The sequence below is a fragment of the Sphingomonas longa genome (assembly GCF_016892685.1).
Lineage (GTDB): Bacteria > Pseudomonadota > Alphaproteobacteria > Sphingomonadales > Sphingomonadaceae > Sphingomonas > Sphingomonas longa.
In genome coordinates this window covers 483773-496636 of sequence record NZ_JAFEMC010000003.1, presented here as the reverse complement: position 1 = coordinate 496636, position 12864 = coordinate 483773, and the positions used below count along the sequence as shown (strand labels likewise).

Genomic DNA, 12864 nt, shown 5'->3' with positions numbered 1-12864 from the left:
GCGCTTAGGAGAAGCGCCGGTGCCAGTCGGGGTCGCCGGCGCGGATGCCGGTGGCGGACGTCGGATCGGGGCGGAAGCGCAACAGCACGAGGGCCGGCAAACTCCACGTCGTCCATCGGTTCGCGGCCGACCGCGGTCGCCGATATCGCCGCAGCCAGGCCATCGCGGGACCCGCGAGGGCACGGCCATCATATCCCGGCCGCGCCACGACCGCAATCGGGATCGCGCGCGCGATCCCGCGCCAGTCGCGCCAGCGGTGGAACTGCGCCAGATTGTCCGCGCCCATGATCCACACGAATTGTCGTTTCGGATAACGACGTTGCAGCTTGCGGATCGTGTCGACGGTATACCGCGTGTCGAGCCGCGCCTCGATCGCGGTGGCGCGGATCGGCGCCCGCCGCGCCACGGTCCGCGCCGACGCCAGTCGCGCGGCCAGCGGTGCCATGCCCTTCGCGGGCTTGAGCGGATTGCCGGGCGACACCAGCCACCACGCCTCCTCCAGCGCCAGCGCGCGCATCGCCGCCAGCGTGATGCCGCGATGCCCCCGGTGCGCCGGATTGAACGATCCGCCGAGCAGGCCGGTGGGGATCATCGAGAAGGCTGCGACCAGTTCTGGCGCTCGTGATGCACGCGCAGCACGTCCACACCCTCCGAGACCAGCCGGTAGCGGATCAGGTAAGGCGTATGACCGACCTTCAATATTCTATGACCGTCGGCATGCGGCCGCCCTATCTGCGGAACGTTCGCCAACGCGCTCGCGCGTTCCCGGATCGTCGTCAGGACCTCGACGGCGACATTGCCGCTCGCTTCACGGAGCAGCCAGGTATCGATTTCGCGCAGATCGTGGAGTGCCGGAGTCGTCCAGTTCACGCGCATCGTGCGCGGTGCCTGGCGATCATCTCGTCGAGTTTGATCATCACATCCGCATGCGGCACCACATCACCGCGATCGGCCGCATCCACACCTTCCTGCACGAACGCCCGGAACTCCGCCTCATGCTCGGCGACGCGCTGCACCGCCTCCGCCACGAACTCCGCACCGGTAATCCCCCGGCTGCGCGCCAGCTCCTCGACCAGCGACGCGGTTTCGGCCGGAACTTCGGCGGTGATCCGGGTCATTTCCATCACGCGAGGCTACGCCGATCCCGGCACCGCATCAACCGCGCACCTGCCCCGTGCCGCGGCCAAGCCATTTGTACGTCGTCAGCCCCTCCAGCGCGACGGGCCCACGCGCGTGCAGCCGGCCGGTGGCGATGCCGATTTCCGCGCCCAGCCCGAACTCGCCGCCATCGGCGAACTGCGTCGACGCGTTCCACAGCACGATCGCCGAATCGACCTCCGCCAGGAACCGCTCCGCCACCACTTCATCGCCGGCGACGATCGCGTCGGTATGATGCGACCCATGCGCGGCGATATGCGCCAATGCGCCGTCGACCCCGTCCACCACCGCAACGGACGCGACCGCGTCGAGATACTCGGTGTCCCAGTCCTCCGCACTCGCCGCCGCCACGCCAGGCAGCGCCGCCCGGATCGCCTCATCGCCGCGCACCTCGCACCCGCGCGCCGCCAGCGCCTCGACCAAAGGCGCGGCATGCGGCCAGCGACGGTCGATCAGCAGCGTCTCCATCGCGCCGCAGATGCCCGTCCGGCGCATCTTCGCGTCCAGCACGATGCTGCGCGCCATGTCGAACCCGGCGGACGCATCGACATAGACGTGGTTGATCCCGTCGAGATGCGCCAGCACCGGCACCCGCGCCTCCGCCTGCACGCGCGCGACCAGGCTCTTGCCACCGCGCGGCACGATCAGGTCGATCAGACCCGCCGCGGTCAGCATCGCGCCCACCGCCGCCCGGTCCGTCGTTGGCACCAGCTGCGCCGCGTCGCGCGGCAGGCCCGCCGCCGCCAGCCCGTCTGCGAACGCCGCATGCAGCGCGCGGTTGCTCGCCACCGCCTCCGACCCGCCGCGCAGGATCACGGCATTGCCGCTCATCACGCACAGGGCCGCCGCGTCGACCGTCACGTTCGGGCGGCTTTCGTAGACGATCCCGATCACCCCGATCGGCACCCGCACGCGCGACAGCACCAGCCCGTTCGGCCGGGTGCGCGTGTCGATCGCCTCCCCGACCGGGTCGGGCAGCGCCGCGACCGCCTCGACGCTGTCGGCCACGCCTGCCAGCCGCGCCGCGTCCAGCCGCAACCGGTCGAGCAGCGCCGGCGTCAGCCCCGCCGCCGTGCCCCGCGCCATATCCTCCGCATTCGCCGCCAGAATCGCCGGCGCAGCATCGCGCGATGCCGCCGCCGCCGCTCGCAGACCCGCACGCCGCGCCTCGCTCGGCAAGCGGGCCAGCACCCCGGCGGCGACACGCGCTGCGGTGCTTATCGCGGCGATGAGAGCGGCGGGTTCGGCGGCAGGATCGGTGTCGGCCATGATCGTTCCGCTACCATGCCGAACCCCCTCGCGCCACAGCGCACGCCGCGCTAGACCGCTCTTATGATGGGGGACATGGCAGCAGCCGCGGGGGACGTGGCGACGGGAGCATTGTGGGCGCGGGCGGTCGAACCGCGCGCGGGCGAGCATGCGGATCACAACGGTCACGGCGACGCGGGCGGCCTGTGCCTGAACTGCGGCACGACACGGATCGGCGATTTCTGCCACGCCTGCGGCCAGTCGTCGCACGTCCATCGCAGCTTCGGCGCGATCGGCCACGATCTCGCGCACGGAGTCTTCCATTTCGAGGGGAAGATCTGGCGCACGCTGCCGATGCTGTTCTTCCGGCCGGGCGAACTCACCCGCCGCTACGCGCACGGCGAGCGCGCGCGCTTCGTGTCGCCGCTCGCGCTGTTCCTGTTCATCATCTTCATCCTGTTTACGATCCTCAGCATCATCGGCGCGCATCTCGAGGCGCCGCAGTTCGCGACAGGTGAAGGCAAGGCGTTCCAGACCAAGCTGGAGCAGAAATACGCCGAACAAGGCGAGACGATTGCCGCCCTGACGCGGCAACGGGCGGCCGCAAGCGACCCCGCGCGGTCCGCCTTTCTGGACAAGCGGATCGCCGGCGTGCGGGACGATCAGAAAGCAGTCGGATCGACCCTGTCGGTCATCAAACGCGAGGGCGGTTCCTCGTTCGAGGATGTCCACACCGGCTGGAAACGGCTCGACAAGGGCCTGTCGAAGGCGATCGAGAACCCGAACCTGATCCTCTACAAGCTGCAATCCAACGCCTATAAATTCGCCTGGGCGCTGATCCCGCTGTCGCTCCCGTTCATGTGGTCGCTGTTCCCGTTCAGCCGTCGCTTCACGATGTACGACCATGCGGTCTTCATCACCTACTCGCTATGCTTCGTCAGCCTCGTCGGGATGATCGTCAGCTTCGGCACGATGGCCGGCATCATGGCGGCGTGGCTGTGGACGGCGGCGTGCATCGCCGTGCCCGTCCATATGTATAAGCAGTTGCGCGGGGCCTATGGTTGCAGTCGCGTCGGCGCGGCGGTGCGGATGATCCTGCTCTTCGTCGGCGCGAACCTCGCGCTGATCGCCTTTGCCGGGTTGCTGGTGGGCCTCGGGCTGGTCGGCTGACCCGAACCGCGCGACGTCCCGCCCCCGTCACCTCACCCGCATGGATACCGCTTCGCGAGCACCCGCGCATAGCCGTCCTTCAACGGCCGCTTCTTTTCCGCCGGCGACAGCGCGTGCAGCCCGTCGAGCATTTCCATGATGCCGACCGAGGATCCTTCCGGCACGCAGGCGATCGGCGGCTTGCCCGCCGCACGCCGCGCCTCGTCCTCGGCACGAAGCTGCCGCGTGGCGGCCTTCGCCTCGTCACGCAGCGCGCCGAATTCGGGCGACAGCATCGCGCCGATCCCCTGCGCCTTCAGCGCGTCCGCACGGGTCAGGAACGCGCCGACGCTGATCGCCGCCGATGCGGCGGAGACGGGCAGGACGGCCGCAGCAGCGGCAACGAGAACGACGACATGACGCATGATGCGAACTCCGGTGGTTGCCCGGCGCCGTAACCCGGCCCGGCTGTCTTCACCGTGAACCGCGACCATCCCCCTCGATCACCCGCCGAACGTATAGGTCAGCGCCAGCCCACCCGACACCTGGTTCCGTGATCCGTAGCGGCGGACGATCGGTGATCGCGCCGGATCGTCGACCAGCCGGTCGTATTTGGCATAGCTCGATACGCCCCAGCGCCCGCCCAGATGCCGGACGAATCCGGCGGTGATGCCTGCCGCCTGCAACCCGCCCTTCGCATCGAACGCGCGCAGCCCGGTGGCGACCGCTACCGCCGGCGCAACGCTGAAGAACGCATCGTGGTAGCGTCCATCCGCGAACGTCACGCGTGGTCCGATCGAAAACAGCCAGTCGTCGCCCTTCCGCGCGACATAATCCCCGCCGACGTTCGCGATCAGGCCCTTGTGCCCACCCAGCCCCTTGCGCACTTCGCCGCGCAGCCGGATCATGTCGGTCAGCGCATATTGCAGGAAGCCGCCCGCCTCGAACGTGGCACCGACCTTGGGCAGCGCCGCCCCGACATCGCGGGCGGTGCGGCTCCCCTCGAACCCCAGCGCCGGCCCGATCGCGAACCGGCCGCGCGTCAGGACCGCGAAGCCCGCGCTTTCGTCGGGTGCTTCGAACGGCAGCGAATCCGTGCCCCGCGCGCTGACGACATCGACGAACGGGCGCAGGCTGATGCCGTCCGCGCCCGGATAGCTCGGCACCAGTTGCGGCCCCAAACCCACCCGCGTCCGCCGCGGCCGGTCATCCTGCGCCTCCGCCGCGCCGGCACTCGCCAGCAGAACCAGGGTCGCGACGAACGCGGACGAGCAGAGACGGAGGGCGGTCATACGCGCATGGTAGTGCAGAGCACCGCATTGCCAAGCGAAAGCGGTGGAGCCTTGGCGCTACCGTCCCGCCTGTGGCGCCCCTCGTAAGCGAGGGTGGCAAGAAGGCGAGCGACACTGGTCCAGTGTCCTCTTCCGCTGGGGATCGTGCAAAACCCTCTTCTACCACCCCGGCGAAGGCCGGGGTCCAGTCGGGATGTCGGCGGTGATCTACTGACAAGGTTGCCCAACTGGACCCCGGTCTTCGCCGGGGTGACGGCGTGTTGTCAGATCGCCGAGCCCAAACATCGCCGCTGTCCTACACGGACAAACTATGACACCCCGGTCGAGGCTCTTTCTCATCGCCGGTCATTCTCGCCGACGCCATCCCACCGGCGCGTGCGAAACACCGCGTTGGACTAACCTTAGCCTAACCTTCCGGCCGGCCCGCACCACCAAGTCACTGATTGACCGGCACAACCCCCGAAACGGTCGGAACCGGCACCACCGGAACCACCGGCTGGACCGGAGCGGGCACTTCCACCGCATCCGACCGCGGCCGCACCCTCACCGGACCGGTCGGTGCCTCCGTCATGCCGCCGACGGTGCCCGTCGGCCGGCCCTTCAGCCGATCGATCTCCGCCTGTCGCCGCTGGAGGTAGAAGTCGCGGCTGTTGACGTACGGATCGCCGCCCTTGTCATGCAGCTGCACCAGCGTCTCGTCGAACTCCGCCCGGTGGTCGAGCGCGCCGAGCACGCCCGCCGGCACCGCGAACTTCGGATCGGTCACGCCCTGTCCCAGCGTCACCGGCAGCACGATCCGGTCGATCGCGCCGCCGAACAGGTCGCGCACCGTCGTCGGCCCGACCAACGGCAGGAACATGAACGGCCCGTTCGGCACCCCGTAGAATCCCAGCGTGTTGGCGAAACCGTTGCTCCGCCGCGGCAGCTTGAACGGCTTGCGCTTGGCCATGTCGAACAGACCGATCACCCCGACCGTGGAATTGACCGCGAATCGTCCCACCGTCTCCAGCGCCTTGCCGATCTTGTGCTGGAGCACGAAATTCACGAACACGACCGGCTCGCGCAGGTTGTAGAGGAAGTTGTGGATGCCGCGCCGGATCGGACTCGGCACCTTTTGCTTGTAGGCGCGTGCCACCGGACCGACGACCGCCTTGTCGACCGCCTCCGTCGCCTTGAACGACTGTTCGTTGACCTTGCTCAGCGGATCGGGCGCTTCCCAGTCGCCGCGACCGGTCACGACGATATCCGGCTGTTGCGCCGCACTCTGGGCAGTCTGTCCGGGCGGCGTCGCGGGAACCGCCGCCTGCCCCGGCGGCGCTGCGATCACGACCTCCGCCGCGACGACCGGCGTCGGCACCAGAGTCTCGGGCGCGTCCTGGAGCAGCATCGCGCTCAACACCATCGCCGCGTTCACGACCAGCACGTCCGACATTCCCCTTGCGCCAGTCGAACGCGCCGCGACTCTGGGACGCGACCGACTGCATCAGCGATCACTAGGCGGCAACCACGGCAAAGCCAATCGCTTCGCTGACCCGCCCCCGCTCCTACCTCCACCAGTCTTCGAAAGCGGTTAACCGATCGATCGCCCACACACGAAAGGGGCGCCGGTCCTGCGACCGACGCCCCTCCGTATTCGCTATTCGCCGGGATGGATCAGGCGAACGAAACGGTCGCCTTGCGACGACGCAGCGCGCCGCCGACCATGCCGAAGCCGCCGATCATCAGCGCCCACGATGCCGGCTCCGGCACCGCGCCGGCCAGGTTCGCCGTGGCGAACGCGGTCGCACGGGCGTCCAGCGTTCCGGTGCCGACCTGGGCCGCGCCGTTGAACAGCGTGTAGATGTAGTTGTCACGGAACCCGCAGCAGCTATCCGTACGACCGAAGATCGAAATTGTCGTGACATCGAACGCGCCGCCCAGATCGACCGTCAGGATGTCGCCGGCGTTGTAGTCGTCGCCGTGATAGATGAAGGGATAGTCGCCGCGCGTGTCGCCGTCGACTGCGAACGACGGAACCGCCGGGCCGTTCACATAGACGCTGGTCGCCGTGGCGTTCTTGCCCTGCGCGACGTTCAGGCCGTTGGCGAACAGCTGAAGCTCTGCGACCTGCAGCACTTCGACCGTCGACTTGATCTGCACCGACGTCACCGTCACGGCCGAGGCCGGGCTGGCCACTGCGACCACTGCCGTCATCGCCGCTGCTGCGGCCAGTACGCTCTTGAACTTCACACCGTGTCTCCTCGTTCGTTGACGAGGCGTTAACAGAGCGTTCAGGTTCGATATACCGATTTAAATGTGGTTAAACAAAGTGTCATCCCGAAACGGGACCGCTTCAGATCAGTCCACTGCGGGCTAGAACGAACAGAGCGACCGGCCACAGCACCGAGTTGACGATGTCCGCGATCGTGTCGGGCAGCCGCCACGATCCCGTCCGCACCCGGTCGAAACACTCGTTCACCAGCTCGGCCAGAACCGCCACGATCAGCGGCCAGACGGCGCCGACATCGCCCGCGATCGCGACGCCCACGACCCATATCAGCATGCCGACATGGACGTGGAGCGTCGCGTGGTCGAGCCCGGTGGTATTCGCCAGCCAGACCTTCGCGCGGTTGTGGAGCGGCTCGCTCAGAAGGCGAGGCCCATCGCGGTCTTGACGCCCGGCAGCGCCTTCAGCTTGGCCAGCAGGTCCGCCGATACCGGCTCGTCCACCGACAGCAGCAACACCGCCTCGCCGCCCGCCTGACGCCGACCGAGATGGAAGGTGCCGATGTTGACCCCCTCCTCACCCAGCGCGGTGCCGAGGCGACCGATGAAGCCCGGCGCGTCCTCGTTCACGACGTACAGCATCGGCCCGGCGAGATCGGCCTCGATCTTGATGCCGAACAGCTCGACGAGGCGCGGGGCCTGATCGCCGAACAGCGTGCCCGCCACCGACCGTTCGCCGTCGGCGGTCTTCACCGATACCCGCACCAGCGTGTGGTAATCGCCCTCGCGCTCGGTCCTGACCTCGCGCACCTCGATGCCGCGGTCGCGCGCCAGCAGCGGCGCATTGACCATGTTCACCGTATCGGTCTGCGTCCGCAGGAACCCTGCCAGCGTCGCGCTGACCAAAGGCTTCTGGTTCAGCTCCGCCGCCGCACCCTCGCTGTGGACCGACAGACGCGGGATCGCTCCGGTGGTCAGTTGCCCGACGAGGCTGCCCAGCTTTTCGGCCAGCTGCATGTACGGCTTCAGCTTGGGCGCTTCCTCCGCGGACAGCGACGGCATGTTCAGCGCGTTGGTAACGCCGCCCGAGACGAGGAAGTCGGCCATCTGCTCGGCGACCTGGATCGCGACGTTGACCTGCGCCTCCGTCGTCGACGCGCCCAGATGCGGCGTCGAGATGAAGTTGGGCGTGTTGAACAATGGCGACGCCTTGGCCGGCTCCTCCACGAACACGTCGAGCGCCGCGCCGCCGACCTGCCCCGAATCAAGCGCCGCCTTCAGCGCGACCTCGTCGACCAGTCCGCCGCGCGCGCAGTTGATGATCCGCACGCCCTTTTTGGTCTTGGCGATTGCCTCCGCCGACAGGATGTTGCGGGTGCTGTCGGTCAGCGGCGTGTGCAGCGTGATGAAGTCGGCGCGCGCCAGCAACTCGTCCAGCGTCACCTTCTCCACGCCCATCTCCACTGCCCGCTCGGGCGTCAGGAACGGATCGAACGCGACGACCTTCATCTTCAGGCCGCGCGCACGGTCGGCGACGATCGAGCCGATGTTGCCCGCCCCGATCAGGCCCAGCGTCTTCGACGTCAGCTCGACGCCCATAAAGCGGTTCTTCTCCCACTTGCCGGCCTGCGTCGACGCATCCGCTTCCGGCAACTGCCGGGCGAGGGCGAACATCAGTGCGATGGCGTGTTCGGCGGTCGTGATCGAATTGCCGAACGGCGTGTTCATGACCACGACGCCCTTGGCCGACGCCGCCGGGATATCGACATTGTCGACACCGATGCCGGCGCGACCGACGACCTTCAGGTTCGTCGCGTGATCGAGGATCGCCTTGGTGACCTTGGTCGAGGAGCGGATGGCGAGGCCGTCATACTCGCCGATGATCGCCATCAGCTCTTCGGGGGTCTTGCCGGTGATTTCGTCGACCTCGACACCACGCTCGCGAAAGATCTGCGCGGCTTTGGGGTCCATCTTGTCGGAAATGAGGACTTTAGGCATGGTTTGAAGCACCTTCGTCATCCCGGCGAACGCCCGGATCTCGTGCGGCCAGCGCACGGTATATGGAGGAAGACCCCGGCTTTTGCCGGGGTGACGTGTCTGGGATCAGCCCGCCTTGACGGTCGCGTAGGCCCAGTCGAGCCACGGCCCGAGCGCGACGATGTCGGCGGTATCGACCGTCGCCCCGCACCAGATGCGCAGGCCCGGCGGCGCGTCGCGATAGCCGGCGATGTCGAATGCCGCGCCTTCCTTCTCCAGCAGCGACGCCATCGCCTTGATGAACGCTTCGTCCGCACCGTCGACGGTCAGGCAGACGCTGGTCTTCGAGCGGCTGGCAGGATCGGCGGCGAGGTGGCCCAACCAGTCGCGGTCGGCCACGATCGCGTCGAGCGCGGCCGCGTTGGCATCCGACCGCGCGATCAGCCCGTCCGCACCCAGATCCTTCGCCCATTCCAGCGCAAAGATCGCGTCCTCGACGGCGAGCATCGAGGGCGTGTTGATCGTTTCGCCCTTGAACACGCCCTCGGTCAGCTTGCCCTTCGACACGAGACGGAACACCTTGGGCAGCGGCCATGCCGGCGTGTAGCTCTCCAGCCGCTCGACCGCACGCGGGCCGAGGATCAGAACGCCGTGCGCGCCCTCGCCGCCCAGCACCTTCTGCCAGCTGAACGTCGCGACATCGATCTTCGCCCAGTCGATGTCATAGGCGAATACGCCCGACGTAGCGTCGGCGAAGCTCAACCCCTCGCGGTCGGCCGGAATGAAGTCGGCGTTCGGAACGCGGACGCCGGACGTGGTGCCATTCCAGGTGAACAGCACGTCCGTCGACCAGTCGATCTGCGTCAGGTCGGGCAGCTGCCCGTAATCGGCACGGATGACGGTGGGGTCGATCTTCAGCTGCTTGACGGCATCCGTCACCCAGCCCTCGCCGAAGCTCTCCCACGCCAGCGTCGTGACCGGCCGCGCGCCGAGCATCGTCCACATCGCCATCTCGAATGCGCCGGTGTCGGAACCGGGGACGACGCCGATGCGGTGCGTGTCGGGCAGCTTCAGCGCGGCGCGCATCAGGTCGATGCAATATTGCAGCCGCTGCTTGCCGATCTTCGACCGGTGCGAACGACCCAGCGATGCGGTGGCCAGCTTGGCAGCGTCCCAGCCTGGAGGCTTGGCGCAAGGGCCGGAGCTGAAGAAGGGGCGAGCCGGCTTGGTAGCGGGCTTCTGCGCACCCCGAACGTCGGGGGCGGTCACGGTATCCGTCAATGTATCTCTCCTCACAGAGAGCACGCGCCGCGTTGGGACGGCGTGGCCCGCCGACGGCCCTAGCGGTGATCGGCGGGGAGTCAACCTCGATCAAGGGGCTGACACAGTCCGCTCGACCGGCGATGATAGTCGGGATGAAGGCCGTCACCGTTCTGTTCGCACTGTTCCTGCTCTCCGCGTGCGGACGGACCCAACGGCCGGGCGGCCCCCGCGAAGCCGTACGTCCGCCGGCGCGCGAAACCGCGCAGTGTCTCGCAGACCTGCGACGCGACGGCGTCGATTTCCGGGTGTTGCCCGACAAGGATTACGGCGAGGGTTGCGGCGTGTTCGGGGCGGTGCAGTTGACCGACATCGGCGTGCCCGTGACCGGCATCACCGCCATGCGCTGTGGCACCGCGCGCGCCTTTGCCGGCTGGATCAGGAACGCGGTCGCACCCGGCGCATACCAGATGCTGGGGTCGGAACTGGCGCGCGTCGAGGGCATGGGCACCTATGCCTGCCGCAACGTCGTCGGCTCCACGCGTGGCGGTGACCGGCGATCCGGGCATGCCATCGCCAATGCGGTGGATGTCGGCGGCTTCGTGCTGAAGGACGGACGGCGGATCAGCGTGCTGCGCGACTGGAACTCTGCGGACGAGGTCACGCGCACCTATCTTCGCCAGATGCGGGCATCCGCCTGCCGCCGGTTCGGTACGGTTTTATCCCCCGATTATAACGCAGCGCATGCAAACCACCTGCATCTGGAGGATGACGGCGCGCGCTTCTGCCGCTAATCGCAGGCGATGACCGATACCCGCGTTCCGTCCCGCGTCTTCCCCCGTGCCAAGCAGGATGCGGAGAGCGCCGAAGCCGTCGTCCACACGCCGCAGACGCAGAGCCCCGCCTATAAACTCGCGTTCCAGGACATGGATTTCCTGTTGCGGGAGGATCTGCGCCCGGTGCGCTTCCAGCTCGAACTGCTGAAGGCGCAGCTGCTGTTCGAGGAGGCGAAGATCGCCTCCACCTTCGTCTTCTACGGATCGGCGCGCATCCCGGAGCCGGCCAAGGCGCAGGCGATGCTGGACATGGCGACCGACGACAAGAGCCGGAAGATCGCCGAGCGGCTGGTCGACAAGAGCCGCTATTACGACATGGCGCGCGAACTGGCGCAGATCACCAGTCGGCTGCCGCGCGACGAAGCGGGGCGGCGGCATTTCGTCGTATGCTCCGGCGGGGGTCCGTCGATCATGGAAGCCGCCAATCGCGGCGCGCACGACGTCGGGGCCGAGTCGGTCGGGCTGAACATCGTCCTGCCGCACGAACAGGCGCCGAACCCCTATGTCACCCCCGCCCTGTCGCTCCAGTTCCACTATTTCGCGCTGCGCAAGATGCACTTCCTGCTGCATGCCCGCGCGCTGGCGGCATTTCCGGGCGGGTTCGGGACGTTCGACGAGCTGTTCGAGCTGCTGACGCTGATCCAGACGGGCAAGATCGCGCCGATCCCGGTACTGCTGGTCGGTCGCGAATTCTGGGAAAAGGTCGTGAACTTCGAGGCCCTGGTCGAGGAAGGCGTCGTGTCCGAGCGCGACCTGTCGATCTTCACCTATGTCGAAACCGCCGAAGAGGCATGGGACGTGGTCCGCAACTTCTACGAGGAGCGCGCGCGTCAGGAAGACGCGGCGGAAGGTTAGGCTAAGGTTAGTCCAACGCGACGTTTCGACACCGTCCGATCCCGGCCCTTCTTCGCGGGATCACAGGCGTATAGCCGTTTGCCCACGTGTAGGACAGAGCCACCCCGAACATGACGAAGGCGCGCCCACCGACCGGTGAACGCGCCTTCGTCATGTTCGCAGCGGCGGGTTATTCCGTGCGAGCACCCTTGCGAGCCGCTTCCGGATCGATCGACGGTGCGCCGCTGGCGGGGGTGCCGGTGTTGCCGATATCCGCGGTGTTGCCGCGCGCGCCGACTTCCTCGGCGTTCTCGCCCTTGGGCGCAACGTCGCCTTCAGCGGGTGCAGCACCGGGCGCAGCCGCACCAGCCGCGGGCGCGGCGGGCAACGGCAGGTTCGAACCCTGCTGGTTCAGATACAGGATCACGTTCGCGCGGTCCTGCGCGTTGCCGAGACCGGCGAACGTCATCTTCGTGCCGTTGGCGAACTTGCGCGGGCTGGTCAGCCACGCGTTCATCTTGTCGAAGTCCCAATTGCCGCCGACCGACTTCAGCGCGTCCGAGAAGGCGAAGCCGCCCTTACCCTGCGCGATCGCCTCGCCCATCGTGGCGTAGAGGTTCGGGCCGACGCCGTTCGCGCCGCCTTGGTTGATGGTGTGGCAGGCGGCGCATTTCTTGAACACCTCCGCGCCCTTGGCCGCGTCGGCGGTCGGCAGCAGCGACGCGATCGGCACCGCTGCGGCCTCGCCGCCGCCGGCTTCCTCGACGCCCTCGATCGCGTAACCCATCTTTTCCGGGCGATGCCCCTCGAACAGCATGTTGCCGACGATCGCAGAGCCGAGCGCGACGATGCCCGCGCCCAGCGCCCAGCCCGCGATCGTGTTGGTCTTCAGGTCCATCTTTTGC

At 67.8% G+C, this 12864-nt stretch carries 15 protein-coding genes; 3 read left to right on the top strand and 12 right to left on the bottom strand.

The window, feature by feature from the left end; genetic code table 11:
* Positions 1 to 4: 4 nt before the first annotated feature.
* The 4 genes from ILT43_RS12445 to ILT43_RS12430 are packed head-to-tail and all read right to left on the bottom strand — an operon-like array spanning position 5 to position 2427.
* Complete coding sequence (locus ILT43_RS12445) at positions 5 to 592, bottom strand: nicotinate-nucleotide adenylyltransferase (RefSeq protein ID WP_204199282.1); 588 nt, start codon at positions 590 to 592, stop codon at positions 5 to 7.
* Positions 589 to 876 (bottom strand): type II toxin-antitoxin system RelE/ParE family toxin, encoded by a 288-nt coding sequence (locus tag ILT43_RS12440; protein WP_204199281.1) that lies wholly within the window; start codon positions 874 to 876, stop codon positions 589 to 591. The genes ILT43_RS12445 and ILT43_RS12440 overlap by 4 nt, the downstream gene beginning before the upstream one ends.
* Entirely contained in the window at positions 867 to 1118 is a 252-nt protein-coding gene (locus tag ILT43_RS12435) for a CopG family ribbon-helix-helix protein (protein WP_204199280.1), read from the bottom strand. Before ILT43_RS12435 ends, ILT43_RS12440 begins: the two co-directional genes overlap by 10 nt.
* Before the next feature lie 37 nt (positions 1119 to 1155).
* Positions 1156 to 2427 carry a glutamate-5-semialdehyde dehydrogenase gene (locus ILT43_RS12430; protein WP_204199279.1) on the bottom strand — a complete coding sequence of 424 codons (1272 nt, stop codon included), beginning with the start codon at positions 2425 to 2427 and terminating at the stop codon, positions 1156 to 1158.
* 75 nt (positions 2428 to 2502) lie between these two features.
* Here ILT43_RS12430 and ILT43_RS12425 point away from each other — a divergent pair, with 75 nt between their 5' ends.
* Complete coding sequence (locus ILT43_RS12425; RefSeq protein ID WP_204199278.1) at positions 2503 to 3576, top strand: DUF3667 domain-containing protein; 1074 nt, start codon at positions 2503 to 2505, stop codon at positions 3574 to 3576.
* Positions 3577 to 3608: 32 nt separating this feature from the next.
* Here the strand turns inward: ILT43_RS12425 and ILT43_RS12420 are convergent, their stop codons facing one another.
* The 7 genes from ILT43_RS12420 to ILT43_RS12390 form a co-directional block, all read right to left on the bottom strand.
* On the bottom strand, positions 3609 to 3980 hold the full coding sequence (locus ILT43_RS12420) for a hypothetical protein (RefSeq protein WP_204199277.1): 372 nt from the start codon (positions 3978 to 3980) through the stop codon (positions 3609 to 3611).
* Positions 3981 to 4058: 78 nt separating this feature from the next.
* Positions 4059 to 4847: a MipA/OmpV family protein gene (locus tag ILT43_RS12415; RefSeq protein ID WP_204199276.1), complete on the bottom strand. Its 789-nt coding sequence runs from the start codon at positions 4845 to 4847 to the stop codon at positions 4059 to 4061.
* 436 nt (positions 4848 to 5283) lie between these two features.
* Positions 5284 to 6279 (bottom strand): MlaA family lipoprotein, encoded by a 996-nt coding sequence (locus tag ILT43_RS12410; RefSeq protein ID WP_204199275.1) that lies wholly within the window; start codon positions 6277 to 6279, stop codon positions 5284 to 5286.
* 221 nt (positions 6280 to 6500) lie between these two features.
* Complete coding sequence (locus ILT43_RS19700; protein WP_204199274.1) at positions 6501 to 7076, bottom strand: PEPxxWA-CTERM sorting domain-containing protein; 576 nt, start codon at positions 7074 to 7076, stop codon at positions 6501 to 6503.
* Between the two features lie 103 nt (positions 7077 to 7179).
* Positions 7180 to 7389 (bottom strand): hypothetical protein, encoded by a 210-nt coding sequence (locus ILT43_RS12400; protein ID WP_204199273.1) that lies wholly within the window; start codon positions 7387 to 7389, stop codon positions 7180 to 7182.
* Between the two features lie 83 nt (positions 7390 to 7472).
* Positions 7473 to 9050, bottom strand: a complete 1578-nt coding sequence (gene serA / locus ILT43_RS12395) for a phosphoglycerate dehydrogenase (RefSeq protein ID WP_204199272.1) — start codon at positions 9048 to 9050, stop codon at positions 7473 to 7475.
* A gap of 105 nt (positions 9051 to 9155) precedes the next feature.
* A complete protein-coding gene (locus ILT43_RS12390) occupies positions 9156 to 10310 on the bottom strand; it encodes a phosphoserine transaminase (RefSeq protein ID WP_204199271.1) in 1155 nt (384 codons plus the stop codon).
* A 134-nt stretch (positions 10311 to 10444) separates the two neighbouring features.
* Between ILT43_RS12390 and ILT43_RS12385 the strand changes: the two genes are divergently transcribed.
* Positions 10445 to 11083 carry an extensin family protein gene (locus tag ILT43_RS12385; protein ID WP_204199270.1) on the top strand — a complete coding sequence of 213 codons (639 nt, stop codon included), beginning with the start codon at positions 10445 to 10447 and terminating at the stop codon, positions 11081 to 11083.
* A gap of 9 nt (positions 11084 to 11092) precedes the next feature.
* A complete protein-coding gene (locus tag ILT43_RS12380) occupies positions 11093 to 11980 on the top strand; it encodes an LOG family protein (RefSeq protein WP_204199269.1) in 888 nt (295 codons plus the stop codon).
* Between the two features lie 169 nt (positions 11981 to 12149).
* Here ILT43_RS12380 and ILT43_RS12375 read toward each other — a convergent pair whose 3' ends face one another.
* Positions 12150 to 12857, bottom strand: a complete 708-nt coding sequence (locus ILT43_RS12375; RefSeq protein WP_204199268.1) for a c-type cytochrome — start codon at positions 12855 to 12857, stop codon at positions 12150 to 12152.
* Between the last annotated feature and the right edge of the window lie 7 nt (positions 12858 to 12864).

Bases quoted from the DNA above. Each gene is read 5' to 3' on its own strand.
- ILT43_RS12445 (WP_204199282.1), bottom strand. From the start codon at position 592: ATGATCCCCACCGGCCTGCTCGGCGGATCGTTCAATCCGGCGCACCGG.
- ILT43_RS12440 (WP_204199281.1), bottom strand. From the start codon at position 876: ATGCGCGTGAACTGGACGACTCCGGCACTCCACGATCTGCGCGAAATC.
- ILT43_RS12435 (WP_204199280.1), bottom strand. From the start codon at position 1,118: ATGACCCGGATCACCGCCGAAGTTCCGGCCGAAACCGCGTCGCTGGTC.
- ILT43_RS12430 (WP_204199279.1), bottom strand. From the start codon at position 2,427: ATGGCCGACACCGATCCTGCCGCCGAACCCGCCGCTCTCATCGCCGCG.
- ILT43_RS12425 (WP_204199278.1), top strand. From the start codon at position 2,503: ATGGCAGCAGCCGCGGGGGACGTGGCGACGGGAGCATTGTGGGCGCGG.
- ILT43_RS12420 (WP_204199277.1), bottom strand. From the start codon at position 3,980: ATGCGTCATGTCGTCGTTCTCGTTGCCGCTGCTGCGGCCGTCCTGCCC.
- ILT43_RS12415 (WP_204199276.1), bottom strand. From the start codon at position 4,847: ATGACCGCCCTCCGTCTCTGCTCGTCCGCGTTCGTCGCGACCCTGGTT.
- ILT43_RS12410 (WP_204199275.1), bottom strand. From the start codon at position 6,279: ATGTCGGACGTGCTGGTCGTGAACGCGGCGATGGTGTTGAGCGCGATG.
- ILT43_RS12400 (WP_204199273.1), bottom strand. From the start codon at position 7,389: ATGCTGATATGGGTCGTGGGCGTCGCGATCGCGGGCGATGTCGGCGCC.
- serA (WP_204199272.1), bottom strand. From the start codon at position 9,050: ATGCCTAAAGTCCTCATTTCCGACAAGATGGACCCCAAAGCCGCGCAG.
- ILT43_RS12385 (WP_204199270.1), top strand. From the start codon at position 10,445: ATGAAGGCCGTCACCGTTCTGTTCGCACTGTTCCTGCTCTCCGCGTGC.
- ILT43_RS12380 (WP_204199269.1), top strand. From the start codon at position 11,093: ATGACCGATACCCGCGTTCCGTCCCGCGTCTTCCCCCGTGCCAAGCAG.
- ILT43_RS12375 (WP_204199268.1), bottom strand. From the start codon at position 12,857: ATGGACCTGAAGACCAACACGATCGCGGGCTGGGCGCTGGGCGCGGGC.